This window comes from Prevotella sp. C0026C3 (assembly GCF_056590795.1).
Genome location: NZ_JBWPWW010000004.1, coordinates 94,207 through 118,432 on the forward strand (window position 1 = coordinate 94,207; position 24,226 = coordinate 118,432).

The window sequence follows — 24,226 nt, forward strand, 5'->3', positions numbered from 1 at the left end:
ATTATTTGCTTTTCTGCGCTAAATTATGTAATTTTGTAGACCTATATCAACGATAAATCATTAGAAATCAACGTTTTCTAAACATAGTGAACAGAGGCAATCTTTGTCGGATGTTCAGCATATTGAGATAGTGATTTCGAAGTAAATAGTAAAAGAAAGAAAAGATGCCATCTGTAGAAATCAAGAAGGTAGAATCTAAGAAGGAACTCAAAGATTTTATCGAGTTCCACTATGACTTATACAAAGGGAACCCATATGACGTCCCAAACCTGTTCAGTGACGAACTAAACACACTCAGCCCGAACAAGAATGCTGCCTTCGACTTCTGCGAAGCCGAATACTATTTGGCTTACAAAGAAGGTAAGTTAGTAGGGCGTGTGGCTGCCATCATCAATCATAAAGCCAACGATAAGTGGGGCCAAATGAACGTTAGATTCGGATGGTTAGACTTCATAGACGACGAAGAGGTGTTGCGCGCACTGCTCAAAGCCGTAGAAGACTATGGCCGACAGAAAGGAATGCAACACGTAGTGGGGCCATTGGGATTCACCGATATGGACCCGGAAGGAATGCTAATAGAGGGATTTGACCAGTTGGGCACAATGCCTACTATCTACAACTATCCCTACTATCCACAACACATTGAGCACATCGGAGGTTTTGAAGTGGACAATCGGTATGTAGAATACAAAATAGCCGTGCCGGATACCATACCTGAAAAATTTGCCAAGATAGCATCAATGATAGAGTCAAGATACAATCTACACGTAAAAAAACTTACGAAGAAGGATGTCTTTGAAGGGGGATACGGACGAAAAATATTCGAACTCATCAACTCAACTTATAAAGACTTGTACGGATACTCAGAGCTCTCAGACAGGCAGATAGACCAATATATCAATATGTACTTGAAATTGGCCGACCTGAATCTTATCACTTTAGTGGAAGATTGGAATGCCGATAAGAAGCTGTGTGGTATCGGTATCACCATTCCCTCGCTGTCTATAGCCTTGCAAAAGTGCCACCGTGGACGACTGTGGCCAATGGGTTGGTGGCACCTGTTACGCGCCATTAAGTGTCATAAGACGGAGGGTGTAGACCTATTACTGATGGGTGTGCTGCCCGAATACCGTCCCAAGGGAACCAACGCCTTGCTATTTGCCGACCTCATACCACGCTGCCAAGCCTACGGCTTCAAGTGGGGGGAGAGTCAGGTAGAGATAGAGAGCAACGAGAATGTGCAGAGTCAATGGGAATATCTGGAACGTACGTTGCACAAACGTCGTAACTGTTACAAGAAAACCATCACACAATAACGCGGCCAAGAAGCCTTTTATCTATAAAAATTGATGAGCAATATAGAAGTAAGACAGATAACGAGCCGTAAACAACTGAAGGAGTTTATCAAGTTCAGAAACGACTTATACCGCGATTGTGAGTATGCTGTACCCTTCTTATACAGCGAAGAGATGGCTACACTCGACAAGAATAAGAACGCATCGTTCGAATGTTGCCAAACCATTTACTTTATGGCTTATCGCGAGGGGAAACCGGTTGGACGCATCGCAGGTATCATCAACGAACGCGCCAACGAGGCATGGAAGAACAATACCGTACGTTTCGGATGGTTCGACTTTGTAGACGACATTGAAGTATCCCGCAGTCTGCTCAACGCAGTGGAAGAGTGGGGACACAACAAGGGTATGGATGTGATGGCAGGACCATTGGGATTCACCGATATGGATCGCGAAGGAATGCTGATAGAAGGATTTGATCAGCTCGAAACAATGTATACCAATTACAACTATCCTTACTATGCTGACCACATGGAAAGGCTCGGTGGATTTGAAAAAGACAACGACTATAAGGAGTATCTCATCAAAGTACCAGAGAAAATACCGGAAAAATTCGGCAAACTCAGCGCGATGATAGAGCAGCGATACAACCTGCATGCACACCAACTCACACGTAGAGAAATACTGAAAGAGGGGTATGGACGCAAAATATTCGACTTACTGAACATTACATATAAAAACCTTTATGGGTTCTCGCAGCTGTCAGAACGACAGATAAAACAACTCGTAGAATTCTATATGCGTATAGCCGACGTGAATCTCATATCGGTTATAGAAGATGGAAACAATCCCGGCAAGCCGGTAGGGTTCGGCGTTACGTTCCCATCTTTCTCTCAAGCGCTACGCAAATGCAATGGAAACCTGTGGCCACTTGGTTGGTGGGAAATGTTGAAAGTGGCACTATGGCACCGTACAGAGGTGGTAGACTTGTTATTGATAGGCGTTCTTCCCGAATACAGAAGCAAGGGAGTGAATGCCCTTATCTTCAATAAACTCATACAACAGTGCCAAGAATATGGTTTCAAAATTGCCGAAGCTCTGCCTCAGATGGAAACCAACGAAGGGGTACAAAGCCAATGGCAATATCTAGAATCCATACAACATAAACGCCACAGGTGCTATAAGAAACAATTGATAAAAGAATAACAACCAACGATATATGAAAGAAGAGGACAATATACCACAGACAGAACAAGTCGTCTACAACGAAGATAACATCCGAACACTGTCGGGTACGGAACACATCCGTACTCGACCGGGTATGTATATCGGCCGATTAGGCGATGGAACGTTGCCCGAAGACGGTATCTACGTGCTACTGAAGGAAGTCATCGACAATTCTATTGACGAGTTTAAGATGAATGCCGGTAAGCGCATAGAGATTGATATAGAGGATCACTTGCGCGTGACGGTGCGCGACTATGGCCGTGGAATCCCACAAGGAAGTCTTATCTCGGCCGTATCAGAGTTGAACACAAGCGGTAAATTCGACTCGAAGGCCTTCAAAAAGAGTATCGGTCTGAATGGAGTAGGTGTGAAAGCTGTGAATGCACTCAGCTCTCATTTCACCGCATCGTCGTACAGAGACGGTAAAGTAAGGGTCGCTGAGTTTGAATGTGGTAAGCTTATTAAAGATACAACTGAAGACTCTGAAGACGAAAACGGAACGTGTATTTACTTTGAACCCGACAAGACGCTGTTCAAAAACTATAGCTTTCACGACGACATCGTGGAGAATATGCTGCGCAACTACACTTACCTGAACATAGGACTGACCATTATGTTCAACGGAAGACGTATCCACAGCCGCAACGGACTGGAGGATTTGTTGAGCGACAACATGACTAACGACGGACTATATCCTATCATCCACATCGCAGGAGAGGATATCGAGATAGCCTTTACACACACCAATCAGTATGGAGAGGAGTATCATTCGTTTGTCAACGGACAGCATACGACGCAAGGCGGAACCCATCAGACGGCATTCAAGGAGCACATTGCGCGTACCATCAAGGAGTTTTTCAACAAAGGTTACGAGTATACGGACATTAGAAACGGACTGGTTGCCGCTATTGCTATCAACGTTGAGGAACCTCTTTTTGAAAGCCAAACGAAGATAAAGTTAGGGTCTCTCACCATGAGTCCGCAAGAAGGAAGCGTAAGTGTGAACAAGTTTGTGGGCGATTTCCTCAAAACTGAGGTTGACAACTATCTGCATAAAAATCCTGCCGTGGCCGAGGTGATGCAGCAAAAGATACAATCGAGCGAACACGAACGAAAGGCTATGGCCGGCGTTACCAAACTGGCACGTGAGCGAGCAAAGAAAGCTAACCTCCACAACCGTAAACTTCGCGACTGTAGAGTACACTTCTGTGACGCAAAGAACGAACGTAAAGAAGAGAGTTGTATCTTTATTACGGAGGGTGATTCGGCCAGTGGAAGCATCACCAAGAGTCGCGATGTGACCACACAGGCGGTATTCTCACTGCGTGGAAAGCCCCTTAATTCGTTTGGATTGACCAAGAAAGTGGTTTATGAAAACGAGGAATTCAACCTTTTACAGGCCGCTCTCGACATAGAAGACGGGTTGGATATGCTGCGTTACAACAAGGTGATTGTTGCCACCGATGCCGATGTTGACGGCATGCATATTCGCTTACTCATCATCACTTTCTTCCTTCAGTTCTTCCCGGAACTCATAAAGAAGGGACATGTATACGTGTTACAGACTCCATTGTTCCGTGTTCGTAATCGCAGAACGAAAATAAAAGACAAGGAAGTGATTGCAGAAGCCGATGCCAAACTGCGTAAAGGCGAGCGTAAAAACGACTTTATCACGCATTATTGTTATACCGACGAGGAACGCAAAGAGTCTATCCGACGCCTCGGTCCGGATCCGGAAATCACCCGATTCAAAGGACTTGGCGAGATTAGTCCGGAAGAGTTTGCCCACTTCATCGGCCCAGACATGCGCTTGGAACAAGTCACTCTCCACAAAAACGACCAAGTACAGAAGCTCTTGGAATACTACATGGGCAAGAATACTATGGAGCGCCAGAACTTCATCATTGATAATTTGGTAGTGGAAGAGGATATTCCAGAAGAAGCAGACTTATAAATTTGTTTCTCGAAAAGATAAGAGGTAGGTGGCAAAATCTATAAAATCAAATATTAGAAGAGAACTTTCATGAATACATTAAAAAATAGAAGAAAGAGCCAAAATAAAAGTATTTTAGAGTGTAAGAGCCATTCCCATTCTCTTACCTCATATCTCTTCGCTTTTATATTATTGTCGTTTGTCTGTGCAGTACAAGCACAAACAAATAACAATATGCGTAAGCTACAGATAGCAGAAATGGCTATCAACAACCTGTATGTGGACAGTGTGGACGAAGAGAAACTGATAGAAGACGGCATCAGAGGCATGCTGTCGAAGCTGGATCCACATTCTTCCTATACCACAGCAAAGGAAACAAAAAGCATGAACGAACCACTTGAGGGGTCATTCGAGGGTATAGGCGTGCAGTTCAACATGGTTCAAGACACGCTACTCGTCATCCAACCGGTCACCGGTGGACCTTCCGAGCGTATGGGAATACTTGCCGGCGACCGTATTGTCAGTGTCGATGGTGTCGCCATTGCCGGTGTCAAGATGGCGAAAGAAGATATTATGAAACGCTTGCGTGGCCCTAAAGGCACGAAAGTAAAGCTCGGTGTCATCCGAAGAGGCATTGCCGACCGTCTCACTTTCACTATTACACGCGACAAAATACCCGTTAAAACCATCGACGCTACCTACATGATTCGGCCTCAAGTAGGCTATATTCGCATCGAAGGATTTGGTGCTACTACCTATAACGAGTTCATGGAAAGCGTCAAGAAACTACAACAGCAAGGTATGCGTGACCTCATTCTCGACCTTCAAGAGAATGGTGGAGGCTATCTTATGGCTGCTGTCCAAATAGCAAATGAGTTCCTCCACAAGAACGATTTGATAGTCTATACCCAAGGGCGCACCGTTCCACGTCAAGAATACCGTGCTCAGGGCGATGGCAAATTGCTCGATGGAAAGGTCATTGTGCTTGTAAATGAATTCTCGGCATCGGCTGCCGAGATTGTCACCGGTGCCATCCAAGACCAAGACAGAGGTCAGGTAGTAGGCCGACGAAGCTTTGGTAAAGGGCTCGTTCAACGCCCCATCGAGTTTCCCGACGGCTCTATGATTCGCCTCACCATCGCACATTACTACACCCCAACGGGCCGTTGCATCCAAAAGCCCTATACCAAAGGCGACAACGAAGACTATGGTATGGATCTCGAAAAGCGCTTCAAGCATGGCGAACTCTATAGTGCCGACAGCATCCACTTTGCCGATTCGCTGAAGTATCAGACCCTTCGACTCAAGCGAACTGTCTACGGTGGTGGTGGTATCATGCCCGATTACTTCGTTCCACTCGACACTACGCAGTACACATCTCTGCACCGTCAGTTGGCTGCCAAGAGTATTATCATCAACGCCAACCTCAAGTATGTGGACAATAACCGCAAGCGTTTGCAGAAAGAATACACTTCTTTTACCGATTTCAACGCCCGCTACACTACGCCACAGAGTCTGATAGACGAGATTATGGAGGAGGCTAAGAAGCAAAAGATCAAGCCCGTTGACAACAAAGAGCTGCAACGTACGCTCCCCACACTGCGCAACCAGCTGAAGGCACTCGTTGCTCGCGACCTTTGGGATATGAGCGAATACTTCCAAATCATGAACGAACAAAACCACGTGGTACAAAAGGCCGTAAGTCTATTGAATCATGAATAGTCGCTGAGAAGAAGTATCTATGAATACGGCAACTTCCGAATTTATCCGTCTACATGCCACTGAAGATGTGCGACAGTTGGCTTTTCAAGCCGCTCGCTACCCTGATGTAGACATGAGGTTGGCTCTCGACCAAATAGCAGGTCGACAGGCTGCCTACACGAAGTTGCCCACATGGGCTGCCACCGACGGCTTACTCTATCCTCCACACCTCTCCATGGAGCAATGCAGTTCGGAACAAACGGCACACTATAAAGCACGTTTGGCCGAACGTCTCTGCCCACATGCCGGCTCATTGGTCGACCTTACAGGCGGTTTTGGGGTCGACTTTTCTTTCATGGCACGTTCATTTACATCGTGCACCTATGTAGAGCAGCAGACTCATCTCTACGAAATTGCCCATCATAATTTTAATCTTCTAGGGCTAACACAGGCTCATATCATCTGCGGAAATGGCATTGAGCACCTTGAATCAATGCCTGCTGCCGACATCATCTTTATTGATCCGGCACGTCGAGATGCCCAAGGAGCGAAGACAGTAGCCATATCCGACTGTACACCCGACGTACTTCGACTGGTTTCGCAACTCAAACAGAAATCTCTTTATACACTCATCAAACTCTCTCCCATGCTCGATTGGCACCAAGCCGTGGTCGATATGGGCCGACAAGGCATGCCTGTTTGCGAAGTACATATCGTTTCGGTAAAGAACGAATGTAAAGAGTTGCTCCTCGTAGCCGAGGGTGAAAAGGCCGCACACAGTCCGCTCCACGTCTTCTGTGTGAATGATAATGAAATGTTCTCTTACGACGATGAGGCCGAAGGAAACTATCCACAACGTATTCTGAATGGCGATATCACGCCCGGCAAATATCTCTATGAGCCACACGCTGCAGCCATGAAAGCCGGTTGTTATGGTTTGCTCACCAAGCAATGGGATGTGACTGCCGTCGCTTCCAACTCCCATTTATTTGTTTCCACCGATTTACAAGCCGATTTCCCCGGTCGCCGATTCCGCATCACAGCCGTCACTTCGATGAACAAGAAGAGCCTGAAAACAGCCTTGTCGAGCATCCATCAGGCTAATATAGCTACTCGCAACTTCCCTCTTTCAGCCCCTGAACTACGCAAACGACTACGACTGAAAGACGGTGGAGACGTCTATTTGTTTGCCACAACCGACACTTTGGGCAATCATCTTATCCTCATCACGAGTCCCTGTTAAGCAAATACAATCATAACTATCAAATAACATGAAACAGTTAAAGACTATCATTCTATTATCAATGGTGCTTCTGACCATCGCATTACAACCGGCAGAAGCTCGTAAAGTACAGAAAACACGCCTTACCATCGCCTCATTCAACCTGCGCATGGACACCAAAGACGACGGTATCAACCAATGGAGCAATCGCAAAGAACTCGTCAAAAGCCTTATCCGATTCCATGATTTCGACATCGTGGGAACGCAAGAAGGCTTCAAACACATGCTCGACGGCGTGGCAGAATTACCTGAATACGCTTGGATAGGAGAGGGACGCGACGGTGGAGACGATGGAGAACACTCGGCCATCTTCTACAAACGCGTCAAATACGAACTGTTGAAACATGGTGACTTCTGGTACTCAGAGACACCAAATCAAGTAGGCTTGGGATGGGATGCGAAGTGTTGCAACCGCATTTGTTCGTGGGGTAAGTTCCGCGATAAGCTCACCGGAAAAGTATTCTTTGTCTTCAACTCGCACTACGATCACGAAGGAGAGGTGGCACGTCGCGAATCTTCCAAGCTTTTACTTAAGAAAATACGCGAGATAGCAGGCACTGATGCCACCGTATTTGCCACCGGTGACTTCAACGCAGTGCCTACCGACGAGCCTATTCAGACCCTTTTGGGCGACGGATTGCTGGCCGATAGCTACCGCATTACGCAACAGGCACCCTACGGAACAACCTGTACCTACCACGGATATAAAGTTCCCAAGCCCGGAAACGATTATCGTATAGACTACGTTTTCGTCACCAAGGATATTCGTATCTTGCAATACGGCAGCTTAAACGAATTGCCTTACGGCCGTTTCCCATCCGACCACTTCCCCATTATGGTCAAAGCTGAGATGTAATAAAACCTATCCTCTCCCTCTCCCTAGGAGAGGGAGAGGATGGAAGTTAGCAGAAGTAAGCTAGAATAAAAACTACTAGAAAGTTTGAAGTTAACAGACATTTGTCCATTAACTCCCGTTATCTCCCTTATAACTTCTAATTACTCCTGCTATAACTCCTTTCCCCCTTTTATCTCCCCATAACTCCTTTAAACGACATGCAATACCAAATAGAAACTGCCACAGGGCAAGATACAGAGACCATCGTACAATTCCAATTGGACATGGCACGCGAAAGTGAAGATAATAAATTGGATTATGCCACCGTACGCGAGGGCGTAAAAGCTGCCATCGAGGATGATTCCAAGGCTACATATTTATTGGCCAAAGCCCCAGAGACAGGCGACGTATTAGGCTGTCTAATGCTCACTACTGAGTGGTCTGACTGGTGTAACGCACCCTATTATTGGATTCAATCGGTATATGTACGCCCTACAGCACGTCGAAAGGGAGTCTTTAGGGAATTGTTCGAATTTGCAAAGATAGTCGCTCAGAGCGAAAATGCGGCTGCTCTACGCTTGTATGTCGACAAGAACAACAACGTTGCCCAGCGTGTGTATCAATCTTTGGGCATGCACGATAGCCTTTATCTGATGTACGAGCTATAAGATTCGTCAACTTTATAGCGGCGATTATACATCGTTTCCCGTTGTTGATTTACTAATAATGTACGCCTTTTCACGAGGGAGACGAAAGACTTTCCATCCTACAACTCAAGAACTTAAAAACTCAACTCGTCTACTTGTCAACTTAAAACCATCTCCCTCTCCTTGGGGGAGAGTTGGGGTGGGGCTTCTGCAGCGCCTTCTCAGCATCGCTGCCTAGCCCTTTCAAGAATGCTGAAAAGCCCAAACAATAATGCTGTCTAGCCTCTGCAGTAACCTCAAAACTCCAAACTGAGTTCCTCATTTCCTAATAAATTATACGATTTTCGATGATAAGGAGTGATGCCATATTGCTTAATGGCCTCACGATGCTTGCGTGTGGGATAGCCCATATTGTGTTGCCAATCGTACATGGGATACTCCTTGGCAATGGATTCCATATAATCATCGCGAAAGGTTTTGGCCAAAATACTGGCCGCAGCAATGGCTTGGAACTTACCATCGCCCTTGACTATCGTAGTATAAGGCACATCGTGATAGGGGCGGAAACGGTTTCCATCGACAATAATCGCTTCCGGTCGTACCTGTAACTGGTCGAGTGCACGGTGCATAGCCAAGAAACTTGCATTGAGAATATTAATATGGTCTATCTCTTCAGGGGTGACAATGCCCACGGCCCATGCCTCTGCGTCGCGTATAATCAGTTCGCGCAGCTGATTACGTTTGGCATGTGAGAGTTGCTTACTATCATTGAGCGCAGGATTATCATAATCAAGTGGCAGGATGACGGCGGCGGCATAAACGCTTCCGGCAAGGCATCCACGACCGGCTTCGTCGCACCCGGCTTCTATTAAATTGGTATAATAATGTGGGGAAAGCATAGAGGAGTGGAGAGTTAAGAGTGAGAAGTAAGGAGTTAGAAATATTGGATATTAACTTTATTAAACCTTATTCGATATATAGTGAAATAACACTTCCACCAATTGTCCTAACTTTGCACCTACTAAAGAAAGGAATGAAAGATGGAAAAAAATATCACTCTGCCCGTACAAACAAACATGTGGAAGGACGTAACCGATAAGTTGCTTATGCCTATTGACTGGTTGCGTAACTATTATGGCAGCGTTCTGGGCAAGGAAATCACGATAAGACAGACTGCACTGTTGCTAAATGTACAAGCAGCTTTTGCCATGAGTGCACTGCCGGTAGATGGTTCTTCGCTCATGAGACTGGCTTGCTGCGGATGGTTTATCTACGCATTGAAGTGCTGCAAAGATGAACTTTAGAACATCTTTGCAACACGCTTGATACCATCGACAAACACATCTACCTCCTCCTTTGTATTGTAAAGGGCAAAGCTGGCACGCACCGTACCGAGAATACCAAGACGATTCATGAGCGGTTCGGCACAATGATGACCGGTACGAACAGCTATGCCGAGGCGATCGAGTAGGGTACCCATATCCATAGGATGAATGTTGCCGACAAGGAAACTGATGACGGCATCCTTATTGGTAGCCGTTCCGAAGATGCGCATACCGTCTATTTCCTGCATACGTCGGGTCGCATAGCGCGTAAGTTCCTGCTCATGTGCCCGGATATTATCCATTCCTATCTCGGTCATAAAGTTGATGGCTGTGGCCAAACCATGTGTTGCAATATAGTCCGGTGTACCGGCTTCAAACTTCAACGGTGGGCGCTCGAAAGTGGTTTCTTCAAACGATACGGTGGCAATCATCTCGCCACCACCCTGATAAGGAGGCATCTTCTCCAACCATTCTTCTTTGCCATAGAGCACACCGATGCCTGTAGGACCATACATTTTATGCCCGCTGAAGGCAAAGAAATCACAATCCAACTGTTGAACATCAACGGCAAAATGGGGGGCACTCTGCGCTCCATCTATCATTACCGGCACATCATGAGCGTGAGCAATGCGTATCATCTCTTCTACGGGATTCACCGTGCCAAGCACATTACTTACATGTGCAACGCTCACTAGGCGTGTGTGAGCGTTGAAAAGCCCCTGATAGACCTCCATATCAAGTTCACCGGCATCGTTCATCGGGATGACACGCAACTTGATACCGTATCGACGAGCCTGCAACTGCCAAGGAACGATATTGGAATGGTGCTCCATCGTGGAGATAATCACTTCGTCGCCGGCCTTCATAAAGCCCTCACAGAACGACGAAGCAACAAGGTTTAAACTTTCCGTAGTACCACGCGTGAAAACGATTTCCGCGGTACTGCGGGCATTGATAAACTTGCGAACGGTCTCGCGAGCAGCCTCATGAAGCTCCGTAGCCTGCTGCGACATCCAGTGAACACCACGATGTACATTGGCATTCACGTTGAGATATTCCTCGCGCATGGCATCCAATACACACAAAGGTTTCTGTGTGGTGGCCGCATTATCTAGATAAACAAGTGGTTTACCATAGACTTCGCGAGAGAGAATAGGAAATTGATTGCGATTCATAATTACTTGCAACTACAGCCCTCACACTGTTTTAATTCACCCCTAAAGCGCATTTCGACCAAATGACGGAGTCGGTCGCGAAGCGGTTCGAGTGAGATTTGGTCGATAACTTGTCCGATGAAAGCTATCTGAAGCAACATCTTAGCCTCTTTCATCCCGATTCCACGCTGACACATATAGAAGAGTGCAGCATCGTTGAGCTGTCCTACGGTGCTACCATGCGCACATTTTACGTCGTCGGCATAGATTTCCAACATCGGTTGGGTGTACATGCGAGCCTCACGAGTAGCGCATAAATTCTGGTTGGTCATTTGAGAAGAAGTCTTCTGAGCGCCCTCACGAACCAATACCAATCCGGCAAATGCGCCTACAGCATGGTCGTTGAGCACATACTTATACAGCTCATTACTTGTACAATGAGGTACCTGATGGTCAATTACCGTATTGTTATCAACGCGTTGTTCCTTGTCGGCTATCACGCAACCGTTGCAAAAACACTCCGCCCCTTCGCCTTTGAGAGTAAGGTCGAGACGGTTGCGCGTATACCCATTATGCAATGTAATAACATCGTGGTTGACTCGACTATTGGCTTGTTGCTCTATATATACGTTGCTGACGCGTGTATTTTTAAGATGAGTCTCTTCCAGACAATACATCTCCAAGCTTGCATTCTCGCCTACATAAGCCTCTATGACCTGTGTAGCAAGGAAGTTTCGGTCGTCGGCACTGTCGTCACAAAAGAGCAACCTAGCCTCGGCACCTTCTTCCAAGACAACAAGTACACGGCGATTAACCATCAAATCGACATCCGAACGGAGGATGTTGACCACTTGAATGGTGCGGTCTACCTTCACATTTTTGGGAATATAAACCACCAATCCATCTTGTGCCAACATCGTATTCAAGGCCGTAATGGCATCTTGACCTGGCTTGGCCAGCTTGGCATAATACTTCTGTATCAATTCAGGATGTTGTGTGGCAACGGCTTTCAAAGAATCTATCATGACACCATCGGGCAATTGTCGAGGGGGTAATGACTTAGTATAAAAACTGTCGTTGACCACAAAATAGAGTTGCGTACTCAAGTTTGGAACACCACACTTGAATGCTTGATAGGGATTAACCGGTATATCCAGTCGGTTCAGATTGAGTCCGTAATCGGGCTCAAACAACTTGCTGATATCCGTATATTTATATCTTTCAACCTTCGTAGACGGGAATCCTTGATGCTTAAAGTCTTCGAAAGCCTCATCGCGGACGGTATTCATCACGTCGGCGGAGTGCTCGAAGATAGTCCGGCGTTCCTGTGTGTAAAGGTCTATATATTGCTTTTCTGCCTGCATAATATATCTCCTTTGCGTTTATTCCACCTCGGCCTTAATCCAATCGTACCCCTTGGCTTCTATTTCCTTAGCCAGTTCGGGACCAGCGGTCTTCACGATACGACCATTCCAAAGCACGTGGATGACATCAGGACGAATAATGTCGAGCAGTCGGTCGTAGTGGGTGATAACGATGGTACTGGTCTCCGGTGTCTTCAACTTATTCACACCTTCGGCCACAATACGCAAGGCATCAACATCAAGACCGGAATCAGTTTCATCAAGGATAGAGAGTTTCGGTTCCAACATGGCCATTTGGAAAATCTCATTACGCTTCTTCTCACCACCCGAAAAACCTTCATTCACACTGCGATGAGCCAATTTGGAGTCTAATTCCACGATAGCTCGCTTCTCACGCATGAGCTTCATGAACTCAGAAACGTTCATAGGTTCGAAACCTTGGTACTCACGTTTGGCATTGATAGCTGCACGCATGAAGTTGGTCATCGATACACCGGGAATCTCAACGGGATATTGGAACGACAGAAAAAGTCCCTCGCGAGCACGGTCTTCGGGTGTCATAGCCAATAAATCTTTATTGTTGAAGAGGGCCACACCGTCGGTTACCTCGTACAAAGGGTTACCGGTAAGCACAGCACTCAACGTAGATTTACCCGAACCATTAGGTCCCATAATGGCATGAACCTCACCGTCGTTCACCGTCAGGTTGATACCTTTCAATATTTCTTTGCCAGCAATCGTGGCATGTAAGTTCTTTACTTGTAACATAAAACCTCCAAGTTAGGAGTGAGAAGTTAGGAGTGAGGAGTTAGGAAGCACCATAGACTCCGCTCAAAACATTCCCTACCCATATTATTTTATATTTTATTTAATGATTCTTTCGTTGTCTTTGTTATAGATATGAGCAACTTTCTCAATTCAGTACACTCTTTCATCAGAATTTCATATTGTGAGTTAGTAATATAATTTGTTTTTAAAAGCAAGTCCAACCAGTAGAGAGTTTCGTTACACTCTTTGAGTGATATGGTACATTTCAATAAAAAGTCTTTTCTGCTCATGCCATATTGAGCCTCCGAGAGATTAGCACCAATACTCGTTCCACTACGAGCTATTTGTTTAGAGATAACGTATTCTCCTTGCTCTCATTGCAGATATTGAGTCAATTTTATAACTCTCACAGCAAAGCCAAGCACTTTATCATACATAAACTGTCCAAAATTCTCCATGGAACATAGTATATTTTTCTTTTGAACTAGTTGCTTTAAAACTTCTCACTACTCACTCATAACGCCTCACTATATTACCCAACAGTTCCTTCAAGGGACACGGAAAGTAGCTTCTGTGCTTCTACCGCGAACTCCATGGGGAGCTTGTTAAGCACTTCCTTTGCATAACCGTTCACGATAAGCCCCACAGCCTGCTCTGTAGGGATACCTCGTTGGTTACAGTAGAACAGTTGATCTTCGCTGATTTTCGAGGTAGTAGCCTCATGTTCTACAATAGCCGAATCGTTATGAATATCCATGTAAGGGAACGTGTGGGCTCCACATTGGCTGCCAAGAAGCAGACTATCGCACGAACTATAGTTGCGAGCGTTGTCGGCATTAGGTGTGGCGCGCACCAATCCACGATAAGAATTCTGGCTATGACCGGCCGAAATTCCTTTCGAGATAATGGTACTCTTGGTATTCTTTCCCATGTGTATCATCTTGGTTCCGGTGTCTGCCTCCTGATAATTATTGGTTACAGCCACACTATAGAACTCTGCCACAGAGTTATCCCCGCGCAAAATACAAGATGGATATTTCCATGTGATGGCGCTACCGGTCTCTACCTGCGTCCACGAAAGTTTTGAGTTCACACCACGAAGATCTCCACGTTTGGTTACAAGATTAAGTACTCCACCCTTTCCATTCTCATCACCGGGATACCAGTTCTGCACCGTTGAGTATTTCACTTCGGCATTGTCCAACACAATAATTTCTACAATGGCAGCATGCAACTGGTTTTCATCGCGCATCGGAGCGGTACATCCTTCGAGATAGCTTACATAAGAGTCATCTTCGGCAATAATCAATGTACGTTCAAACTGTCCGGTATTGCGTGCATTGATACGGAAATAGCTACTCAATTCCATTGGACACCGCACCCCTTTCGGGATGAATACGAATGATCCATCGCTGAAAACAGCACTATTTAAAGCCGCGAAGAAATTGTCGCGATAGGGAACTACACTTCCCAAATACTGCTTTACCAAGTCGGGATGATTCTTCACTGCGTCTCCGATAGAGCAAAAGATGATACCTTTCTCGGCTAGTTTCTCCTTGAATGTAGTCTTTACCGACACAGAATCCATGATTGCATCCACGGCCGTACCGCTCAATGCCAATCGCTCTTCGAGTGGAATACCCAGCTTATCGAATGTCTTTGCCATCTCCGGATCAATCTCCGTATTCTTTGGCTTCTTCGCCAAAGGGTCGGCATAGTAAGATATTGCTTGATAATCAATAGGTGGAATATGAACATGAGCCCATGAAGGTTGCTTCATTGTTTCCCAAAAACGAAAGGCTTTCAAGCGAAAATCGAGCAACCATTCGGGCTCTCCCTTCTTTTGGGAAATCAGTCTCACGACGTCTTCGTTAAGACCTATGTCTATAATATCGGTATGAACGTCTGTTGTAAAGCCGAACTCATATTTCTGTTCGGCCACTTTCTTGACGTAGGCGTTCTTTTCCTGTTCGTTTACTTGATTCTCCATACATTATAAATATATAAAAGGACGTATCTCCTGTGCACGTCCTTCCCCTATAGTGTGAGGGACATACACGGGGAATACGCCCCTTTGTTATATGCGGCAAAAGTGATGCCACACACGGTGGCAATCACATTTGTTACTATACTAAAGTTTTTGTTCTACTTCAATCTGAGTGAATGTCTCAATAACATCACCTTCTTGAATATCGTTGAAGTTCACCAAAGAGATACCACATTCCATGCCCATAGGTACTTCCTTCACATCGTCTTTGTAACGTTTCAGGGCATTGATGTCGGCCGTACGGATGACAATACCATCGCGAACCAATCGTGCTTTGTCTTTAGCGTGTACCTTACCCTCGGTAACAAGACCTCCGGCAATGGTTCCAACCTTCGATATCTTGAATACCTGACGTACTTCTACCTGACCGGTAACGATTTCCTTGACTACCTTGTCGAGCATACCGACCATGGCATCCTTCACATCATCAATAGCATCATAGATGACTGAGTAGGTATTGATTTCCACACCGTCGTTGTCGGCCAATTTCTTGGCTGCTACAGAAGGACGAACTTGGAATCCGACGATGATTGCATCACTGGCATCAGCCAACGTTACGTCGTTCTCGGAAATCTGTCCTACAGCCTTGTGGACAACGTTCACTTTCACCTTCTCGGTACTCAACTTCAAGAAAGAGTCGCTCAATGCCTCAATAGAACCATCGGTATCACCCTTCACAATGATGTTCAATTCGTGGAATTCACCACGTGCTATACGGTGAGAAATATCTCCCAAGGTGAGACGCTTCTGCGTTCTCAAACCCTGTTCACGCTGCAATTGCTCACGCTTATTGGCTATATCGCGTACCTCTTGTTCTGTTTCCAACACGTGGAAAGCATCACCGGCGGTCGGCGCACCGTTCAAACCAAGGATGATAGCAGGCTCTGCGGGGCGTGCTTCTTCGATACGTTGGTTACGCTCATTGAACATGGCTTTGATACGTCCCCAGCTTGTTCCGGCCAAGATATTGTCGCCTATGCGCAACGTACCATTGCTAACAAGCACTGTAGATACGTAACCGCGGCCTTTATCAAGCGAAGATTCAATGATAGAACCGGTAGCACGGCGATGAGGATTGGCCTTCAAATCAAGCATATCTGCCTCTAAGAGCACCTTCTCCAAGAGTTCATCAACACCGACTCCCTTCTTGGCACTAATCTCTTGACATTGATATTTACCACCCCATTCTTCAACAAGCAGGTTCATATTAGCCAAGTCTTCACGTATCTTATCCGGATTTGCTCCCGGTTTATCTATCTTGTTGATAGCGAATACCATTGGAACACCAGCAGCTTGAGCATGTGCGATAGCCTCTTTAGTAGTAGGCATCACAGAGTCGTCGGCCGCAATGATGATAATGGCAATATCGGTTACCTGAGCACCACGGGCACGCATGGCGGTGAAGGCTTCGTGTCCCGGCGTATCGAGGAACGTCACCTTACGACCACTCTCCAGCTGAACACTGTATGCACCGATGTGCTGTGTGATACCACCGGCCTCACCCGCAATAACATTCGTATTACGGATGTGGTCGAGCAATGAGGTCTTACCGTGGTCTACGTGACCCATGACGGTTACAATCGGGGCACGTGGCTCCAAGTCGTTCTCGTCATCAATCTCCTCACTTACGGCTTCTTGCACCTCAGCGCTTACGTATTCTGTCTTATAACCAAACTCCTCTGCCACCATATTGATGGTCTCTGCATCGAGTCGTTGGTTGATAGAAACCATGATACCTACCCCCATAAGCGTACCAATGATTTGGTTCACGCCGACATCCATCATCGTAGCCAACTCGCTAACGGTCACGAATTCTGTCAGTTTCAGTATCTTGCTTTCTTTCTTTTCTGCATTAGCCTCTCTTGCCAACTTCTCCTGAACAGCATCACGCTTCTCCTTACGGTACTTAGCACCTTTCTTATTCTGATTCTGTTTGTTGGTCAATCGAGCCAAAGTCTCCTTTACCTGACGTGCAACATCTTCTTCGTTTACTTCTAGCGGCTTCTGATTGCGCTTGTTGTTACGATTCTTTTTGTTGCCACCGTTGCCGGAATTATTATTGTTATTGTTGCGGTTGTTATTGTTTCCACCACGATTTCCACCTTGCTGATTAACGGCCGCGTTGATGTCTACGCGCTCTTTATTGATGCGTACACGCTTCTTGCGCTCACCGTTTCCGGCATGTCCATTCTTCTCCTCGCGCTCTTTACGCTTCTCGTCTTTCGTCTTCTTCTTCGGACGAGTACTCTGATTGATGGTTGAGAGGTCTATCTTACCAAGCACATTCACCTTTGGAGTGTTGAGCATACTGTTCTCACTCTTTGTGGTAAAAATACCATTTTCGTCGATAGTTCCACCCTGTGTCTTGATTGTTTCGGGCTTTTCTTCCGTAGCAGGAGCTGTTGTCTCAGCAACAACATCTTTCTTTGGTTCTACAGGACCTGAAGTTTCTACCTTCTTTTCAGCCAGTTTCTCTACCTTCTCATCCTTTACTATCGGCTTCACCTCCACCTTAACCGATTCCGATTTTGGAGCCTCAACAGGCTTCTCCGATGTCGAGCTGACGGCAGCAGCTTTCACCTCTGGAGTTTTTTTCACTTCAGGAGCAACAGACTCCTTCTGTACAGGCTTCTTCTTACCAATGCTATCAAGGTCTATCTTACCCACCTGCTTGAATTGCTGTTGGCGGTTGGTCGACTCCAATAAGCTTTCGGCACGATGATCCTGCACTTCAGGGCGCTTCTTGGTCTTAGGTTTTTTCTGTAAGAGTTTCTCTGCCTGATTACGTACTTCCGCATCTTGCTTGAAGCCTTCTACGAGCGCTTGATACTGCTCTTCGGTCAACTTAAAGCTAGGTTCGGCTTTTACTTCTCCCAGTTCAGTTCTCTTTTCTAGGAATTCAACTGCCGTTTGAAGTCCTATGTTTAATTCGCGTAACGCTTTATTTAATCTGATACTCATTCTGTGTTTTTTAATCTTTTTATCTGTTTAGCTTTCGAATTCAGCACGTAGTATTCTCAAAACGTTCTCTACGGTTTCTTCTTCGAGGTCGGCTTTCTCTACCAACATCTCGCGAGGAGCGTTCAATACTGCCTTTGCTGTATCCAGACCAATACTCTTAATAGCATCAATGACCCACTGATCTATTTCGTCAGAGAATTCATCCAAGTAGATATCTTCGTCGGCTTCACCCTCAGGTACCTCACGGAATACATCGATGGTGAACTCTGTCAACATAGATGCCAACTTAATATTCAAACCACTACGACCGATAGCCAAGCTCACTTCCTCCGGTTGCAAATAAACCTCGGCCTTATGTTCTTCCTCGTTGATGTTGATACTGCTTACTTTAGCAGGGCTCAATGCACGCTGAATAAAGAGTTTGATATTGGATGTGTAATTGATAACATCGATATTCTCATTGCACAATTCACGTACAATACCATGTACACGACTTCCTCTTACCCCCACACATGCACCTACAGGGTCAATACGATCATCGTAGCTTTCTACGGCAACCTTCGCACGTTCGCCCGGCATACGAGCTATCTTACGAATCGAAATCAATCCTTCGGCAATCTCAGGAACCTCAGTTTCGAGCAATCTCTCCAAGAACATCGGACTTGTACGCGAAAGGATAATCTTCGGATTGTTGTTCTCATTATCCACACGAGCAATGACAGCTCTTACCGTCTCGCCCTTACGATAGACGTCAGAAGGTATCTGCTCGCTCTTTGGCAATATCAACTCGTTGTTCTCATCGTCTACAATGAGCACTTCGCGCTTCCAAACTTGGTACACCTCGCCTGAGATAATCTGCCCCACGCGATCCTTATATTTATTATAAAGAGAGTCGTGTTCCAGTTCCAGAATCTTTGAAGCCAATGTCTGGCGCAAGTTCAAGATGGCACGGCGACCAAACTTAGCAAAGTTCACACGCTCCGAAACGTCTTCGCCCACCTCATAGTCGGGCTCAATCTTGACGGCATCTTTGAGTGCAATCTGCTTATTTTCATCCTCTACCTCTCCATCTGCCACAACCACACGGTTTCGATAGATTTCGAAGTCGCCCTTATCCGGATTCACGATAACGTCGAAGTTCTCGTCGCTACCGAAGATTTTGGCCAGCACGTTGCGGAAACTTTCCTCTAGCACGCTCACCAGTGTCGTGCGATCGATATTCTTCGTGTCTTTAAACTCACGAAAGGTATCGATCATGCTCACCTGCTCTTCTTCATTTTTCTTTGCTGCCATAGCTTGTCTGTCGTTTAAAGAGCCGCTGTTCGAGATTCAAACCTACGTCTATCTCGCCTGCGGCTTATTTGAAACTTATTAAGTATTTAGTATATTTCACTTGATCCATTTGGTAAGTATGGTCCACTTCTTGCAGTTGCGGACGCTTCTTACCTTCCACCTTCACCTTTTCTTCTACGGTCACGGTGAAGTCATTACCTTCAACACTCTTCAATATACCCTTGACCTTACGGCCGTCGGTATCTAGCACTTCCACTTCTTTGCCGATGAAGTTGATGTATTGTTGAGGCACTTTAAAAGGTTGTCCCAGTCCTGCTGAGCCCACCTCTAGTTCATAGTCCTGCTCATCGCGGCTGAGTCTGTCTTCTATATATTTACTCAACTCCACACAATCTTCAATCCACACACCGTCTGCGTGGTCGATTTCTACTACGATTCTGTCGTCCTGACTGATTTCAATGTCTACAAGGAAATACTCTTTTCCCTCTAGCCATTCGTCTACCAATGATTTTACGACGCTTTTGTCTATCATACACTATGTTATGTGATTATAACAAAAATGAGGAACTCGCGTGGAGCTCCTCATTCCTCTGAACGTTTGCAAAGTTACAACATTTTTCCACAGATTCCAAATTTTCCGCCACCTTTCTTTATTTGACTCATAATTGTATCACATTCATACGCCAAAGAGCCGTCAGCATTAGCTATATGTGTGATAGTAGTATAGGAGATTTATCATTAAATAAGGCTCTGTATCCAATTCCATTCAAGAGAGAAAACATCCTCATTACCTTTCCTCTTGTTACCAAGCAAATTTGTTCCACAACAAAATATATGATTCACAACAATTTTTCTTTTTCAAAGAATGTCTTTAATTCATATACGAATCCCATTTTATCAAAGGCTTTCAATTTGACTGGATACTTTAAATTAGATACAGTTTCCATGATAGCGGCAACAAGCATCTTCAATCCTCTTATTTTATCGCTATGAATAAACTTTTTACGGCAAACTCGTCAATGCCAATGCTTTCTACACCCTTAAGAGAGGGAGGGTTATAATGGCACTGCAAGTAAACGGAGTGTATCTCTTTAATCACATCCCACGATATACCGAGATGGTTGGCAACGTCCTTTAGCGTCATTGCTCGAAGAAGGTCCACGACATACTTTGCAAAACGATGGGTATAGGTTCGGCTGCCAGTAGCAAAGGGGGATTTTCTCCTGTCTGTCATAATCGCAACCCTTGTGCTTGCATTTATAACGTTGAACCTTCATGCGAATGACAACTCGCCGACCTCCAATGGGAAGTGCAAGGAAGTCTCGATAACGATATCCATTTTTAACCAAATGGCAATTGCCGCACTTGGGACATTTGGTTTGTGGCTTTTTAGAGTGGGTGTACAGGAAAATTGTATTACCTTTGTATTCCTCTCTACTACATTCAAGGTTATAAAGCCCCCAAGCATGATATAGAAAACTACTGTTCATCTTGTACATTTTGTTTTGCAACTCAAATATACATAAAAACGGTAGTTTTCTTCTTTTCTATTGACTTATTTGCAACGTATCACTCGAAATGTCGGATGAGCCAAAAGTAATATGATTATGATGGTTGCTATCTTCAATAGGCTTACAGTTTATACAAATGCAAAACATCAATAACTCAAATACCAAATAGTAATACTTCATCATCTATTGTTTAGTGTCCATCACAAATTATTATTTTTATTGGCTTATTCACTTTACAATCAGGACAACCGAAGTATCTACAGTTTATAAAATTAATCAAACATAGCTTTCACGCCGTTCTCTTCAATCGCTTGTGGACGTTGGAAAGAGTTTAAAGAAACAATTTACGAAAGTAAAGTCCCTTTAAAGGATATTCTTTCATCTTACGTTTAGTTTCTACTCCTACTAGTAGCACAGGCGACTTACGATTAAAAGAACCATAACGATAATAGCTTCTAGCTATAAAATCTTTGGACAAAGGCGGATTCCGATCTTTTGACACATAAAGAGGCGGACAGATAATTTCATCATAACTCCCACAACAATCCCGATGATTGACAAACTCTATATGACCTCTTACTTCATCTAAATAAACTACCTCTCCAACCTCCAAGATATAATATCCCTTTGACCTTACCAATTCTGTAAAGCGTAGATTCTGATAGTTGTTTTCAATACAGAATTTGCGAAATTGCTCTGAGACAATATCATAATGATCATATGTCGTAACATACGTTCCTTTCTTTTTTACCTTATAATAAGGATCAGGAACGTCTTTTATCCTATTCTTACAAATAGGACAAATATCCGGACGAATATCTATTGAATCATACATATAGCCATATTCATCATCTCCGATTAAATTATATGCTACCACGGTGTCCATCGTAAATTATTATTTTTATAAAATCATATCTTATATCCCAATATTTAAAAGGATGGGAATCATAAAAATTCTTGATAGTATTAAATCTTATTGGCTTCGAAAAACTATTTCGCAGAGTCAACCAGCAAGTGCAAAATTATAAAACGTATTTGAAGTATTCACACTTTGGAGTAGAAAAGTTTAATTTTTCTCTCGGTCTTTCGTTCAATTTCTTTTGTATCGACATAATTCTCTTTTCTGTATAATGTTCAAACGAATCCTTTTTCGGTATATATTGTCTGATTAGTTTATTTGTATTTTCAATAGCTCCCTTTTGCCAAGAACAATATGGATCAGCGAAGTACACTGCCACCTAAAGAGAACAGTAAATAGGCAGCAGAGGAAGATGAATCTAATTGGGAAATAGAAACAGTTAATTCCGTTTGAACCGGATTTGGACAAATCTTTATCCGGTAGTCTGATAACATCTCTTGAAAAGCTACTGAATCGGTACTATGATACCGAGAGTTTAATGCCCGTGTTTTCAATACTATCACACGACTCACACGATTCCCTGCATGATCATAAGCATATGATACCCTAGATTGCGCTTGACCAGCGAGAGAAAAACACAAAAGAATAAAAATGAATATGTCCCGCTTCATAGGCTACTGTTTTATTGAATGATAAATTATATCTTAATACGACGGAGTCTATAACAAAAACATTTTACATCATGGTTATTATGATATGTCGCAAATATACGAATAATATACATAGACTCCAAATTTTCCGCCACCTTTCTTTATTTGACTCATAATTGTATCACTTTTGAGCCAGTCTCGCCCTTCTCGTACCGAGTTTCGTCGTCTCATCCTCACACCATTGGCACACAACAAGAAACACATGATATTTTGACATGACATAAAAACAAGCGAGGGATAGACTCGTAGCCACCCCTCGCTGATAGTATCGCCGTTCGGACGGCGTATCGTTGTATCAAAACACCACTTTCTTGCCATTCACGATATACACGCCTTTGCCTATCTTGCTCACGCGACGCCCCTGCAAATCGAACACCTCTGGTGTTTTCTTGTATGCGTTCACATGGTCGATACCCGTGGGGCTTGATTTCTTTTTTCCCTTGAATACATATTGTATATGTGAGTCTTCCTTAAAAGACAAGAAAAAACTAAGTGTCAAATTGCCTTCCTTATCCACCAAACTCTCTTTCTCGTCAATACTACCCGAGAGCCATACCGTGTGCTGTTTGTCCTTGGTAGCCACCTCGTCATCAAGATTGTTGTATGCCTCTACATGCCATTTGTTGTTATTACGCAACAGGTAGCAATCTTTGAAAGGAATTGACGCGAACTCATATTGGCCGATTGTAACGTCTTTTAAGGTTAAAACCGTAAACAAACGCTCACCCTTGCTTATCTCTATGATCATACGTTTCTTGCCACTTGGAGTCTTGGTCCCGGTCGTGCGGTCGAACAACTCCGTGGTGGCCTCACCCTCATAAGTGCCCCAAACATCTGGCACAACCTCAGGCTTGGCTTCTTGGGCCATCATCATATTCATCTGCGCACATAGCACAATCAATAACATGGGAATTTTGTGAAAGATTCTCATCATTGTTTTTTTCTTTTAATTTTTAATTAATTATTTAATGAAGTGACCACAACAATTCACATATCACATTGCGAGCCGTTTGCGACCACAAAAAAAATGCGGCGCAAAGGTATGAAAATAGTGGTAAAAAATCGTGACTCCACTTGCAAAAAAATCATAAATATGCCATTTATAACCAAATCGTTTATGGCTTAGAAAGGAGGTGTACAGTTTCCATCACCTTCGTTAGAGCAATGGAAATGATACTATTTTATATTTACAATGTGTGACAACGCATATTATTTTCTACAGCAATAATGATAAATGCAGTTGACTGCAGGGGCTTGGCAATCTTCCTGCAAAGGCTGAACAGCAATGCTGAATGGGCGGGGCAGCAATGCTGA

Annotated in this window: 21 protein-coding genes and 2 pseudogenes; 8 read left to right on the forward strand and 15 right to left on the reverse strand. The window is 44.5% G+C overall.

The window, feature by feature from the left end; genetic code table 11:
* Window positions 1–164: 164 nt before the first annotated feature.
* The 7 genes from AC1EK4_RS03760 (at window position 165) to AC1EK4_RS03790 (ending at window position 8,941) form a co-directional block, all read left to right on the forward strand.
* On the forward strand, window positions 165–1,316 hold the full coding sequence (locus AC1EK4_RS03760) for an N-acetyltransferase (RefSeq protein ID WP_480357064.1): 1,152 nt from the start codon (window positions 165–167) through the stop codon (window positions 1,314–1,316).
* A 33-nt stretch (window positions 1,317–1,349) separates the two neighbouring features.
* The gene (locus tag AC1EK4_RS03765; RefSeq protein WP_480357065.1) at window positions 1,350–2,501 is read left to right on the forward strand and encodes an N-acetyltransferase; all 1,152 of its coding nucleotides are present in this window, start codon (window positions 1,350–1,352) and stop codon (window positions 2,499–2,501) included.
* A gap of 13 nt (window positions 2,502–2,514) precedes the next feature.
* Window positions 2,515–4,476, forward strand: coding sequence for a DNA topoisomerase IV subunit B (locus tag AC1EK4_RS03770; protein WP_036896255.1), 1,962 nt, complete (start codon window positions 2,515–2,517; stop codon window positions 4,474–4,476).
* A gap of 69 nt (window positions 4,477–4,545) precedes the next feature.
* A complete protein-coding gene (locus AC1EK4_RS03775; protein WP_480357066.1) occupies window positions 4,546–6,177 on the forward strand; it encodes a S41 family peptidase in 1,632 nt (543 codons plus the stop codon).
* Between the two features lie 19 nt (window positions 6,178–6,196).
* Window positions 6,197–7,399, forward strand: coding sequence for a THUMP-like domain-containing protein (locus AC1EK4_RS03780; protein WP_480357067.1), 1,203 nt, complete (start codon window positions 6,197–6,199; stop codon window positions 7,397–7,399).
* A 28-nt stretch (window positions 7,400–7,427) separates the two neighbouring features.
* Entirely contained in the window at window positions 7,428–8,294 is an 867-nt protein-coding gene (locus tag AC1EK4_RS03785; RefSeq protein WP_036896253.1) for an endonuclease/exonuclease/phosphatase family protein, read from the forward strand.
* Between the two features lie 197 nt (window positions 8,295–8,491).
* Window positions 8,492–8,941 carry a GNAT family N-acetyltransferase gene (locus AC1EK4_RS03790; RefSeq protein ID WP_480357069.1) on the forward strand — a complete coding sequence of 150 codons (450 nt, stop codon included), beginning with the start codon at window positions 8,492–8,494 and terminating at the stop codon, window positions 8,939–8,941.
* A gap of 275 nt (window positions 8,942–9,216) precedes the next feature.
* Here AC1EK4_RS03790 and AC1EK4_RS03795 read toward each other — a convergent pair whose 3' ends face one another.
* Window positions 9,217–9,819 carry a ribonuclease HII gene (locus tag AC1EK4_RS03795; protein ID WP_036896251.1) on the reverse strand — a complete coding sequence of 201 codons (603 nt, stop codon included), beginning with the start codon at window positions 9,817–9,819 and terminating at the stop codon, window positions 9,217–9,219.
* Between the two features lie 141 nt (window positions 9,820–9,960).
* Between AC1EK4_RS03795 and AC1EK4_RS03800 the strand changes: the two genes are divergently transcribed.
* On the forward strand, window positions 9,961–10,224 hold the full coding sequence (locus tag AC1EK4_RS03800) for a hypothetical protein (protein ID WP_062433696.1): 264 nt from the start codon (window positions 9,961–9,963) through the stop codon (window positions 10,222–10,224).
* On the opposite strand, the gene AC1EK4_RS03805 is transcribed toward AC1EK4_RS03800, so the two are convergent.
* From AC1EK4_RS03805 to AC1EK4_RS03870, 14 genes and pseudogenes are all read right to left on the reverse strand, one after another.
* Entirely contained in the window at window positions 10,221–11,420 is a 1,200-nt protein-coding gene (locus tag AC1EK4_RS03805) for a cysteine desulfurase (protein WP_062433698.1), read from the reverse strand. The genes AC1EK4_RS03800 and AC1EK4_RS03805 overlap by 4 nt on opposite strands.
* Before the next feature lie 2 nt (window positions 11,421–11,422).
* Window positions 11,423–12,763: a Fe-S cluster assembly protein SufD gene (sufD, locus tag AC1EK4_RS03810; protein ID WP_480357072.1), complete on the reverse strand. Its 1,341-nt coding sequence runs from the start codon at window positions 12,761–12,763 to the stop codon at window positions 11,423–11,425.
* Between the two features lie 18 nt (window positions 12,764–12,781).
* A complete protein-coding gene (gene sufC, locus AC1EK4_RS03815) occupies window positions 12,782–13,531 on the reverse strand; it encodes a Fe-S cluster assembly ATPase SufC (protein WP_036896248.1) in 750 nt (249 codons plus the stop codon).
* Window positions 13,532–13,620: 89 nt separating this feature from the next.
* Entirely contained in the window at window positions 13,621–13,887 is a 267-nt protein-coding gene (locus tag AC1EK4_RS03820) for a four helix bundle protein (protein WP_480357130.1), read from the reverse strand.
* Window positions 13,888–14,063: 176 nt separating this feature from the next.
* Complete coding sequence (gene sufB / locus AC1EK4_RS03825; protein WP_036896247.1) at window positions 14,064–15,521, reverse strand: Fe-S cluster assembly protein SufB; 1,458 nt, start codon at window positions 15,519–15,521, stop codon at window positions 14,064–14,066.
* A 141-nt stretch (window positions 15,522–15,662) separates the two neighbouring features.
* Window positions 15,663–18,539 carry a translation initiation factor IF-2 gene (gene infB / locus AC1EK4_RS03830; protein ID WP_480357074.1) on the reverse strand — a complete coding sequence of 959 codons (2,877 nt, stop codon included), beginning with the start codon at window positions 18,537–18,539 and terminating at the stop codon, window positions 15,663–15,665.
* A 27-nt stretch (window positions 18,540–18,566) separates the two neighbouring features.
* Entirely contained in the window at window positions 18,567–19,832 is a 1,266-nt protein-coding gene (gene nusA, locus AC1EK4_RS03835) for a transcription termination factor NusA (protein WP_036896245.1), read from the reverse strand.
* Window positions 19,833–19,896: 64 nt separating this feature from the next.
* On the reverse strand, window positions 19,897–20,364 hold the full coding sequence (rimP, locus tag AC1EK4_RS03840) for a ribosome assembly cofactor RimP (protein WP_062433704.1): 468 nt from the start codon (window positions 20,362–20,364) through the stop codon (window positions 19,897–19,899).
* Window positions 20,365–20,808: 444 nt separating this feature from the next.
* Entirely contained in the window at window positions 20,809–21,066 is a 258-nt protein-coding gene (locus AC1EK4_RS03845; RefSeq protein WP_480357076.1) for a helix-turn-helix domain-containing protein, read from the reverse strand.
* Between the two features lie 25 nt (window positions 21,067–21,091).
* Window positions 21,092–21,331: pseudogene (locus AC1EK4_RS03850) on the reverse strand (transposase family protein); the annotation flags it as partial.
* 343 nt (window positions 21,332–21,674) lie between these two features.
* On the reverse strand, window positions 21,675–22,229 hold the full coding sequence (locus AC1EK4_RS03855; protein WP_480357077.1) for a hypothetical protein: 555 nt from the start codon (window positions 22,227–22,229) through the stop codon (window positions 21,675–21,677).
* Window positions 22,230–22,365: 136 nt separating this feature from the next.
* Window positions 22,366–22,581 (reverse strand): annotated as a pseudogene (locus tag AC1EK4_RS03860) (IS30 family transposase); the annotation flags it as partial.
* Window positions 22,582–22,951: 370 nt separating this feature from the next.
* Window positions 22,952–23,230, reverse strand: coding sequence for a hypothetical protein (locus AC1EK4_RS03865; protein ID WP_480357079.1), 279 nt, complete (start codon window positions 23,228–23,230; stop codon window positions 22,952–22,954).
* Window positions 23,208–23,846, reverse strand: coding sequence for an alpha-amylase (locus AC1EK4_RS03870; RefSeq protein WP_480357080.1), 639 nt, complete (start codon window positions 23,844–23,846; stop codon window positions 23,208–23,210). Before AC1EK4_RS03870 ends, AC1EK4_RS03865 begins: the two co-directional genes overlap by 23 nt.
* Window positions 23,847–24,226: the final 380 nt, after the last annotated feature.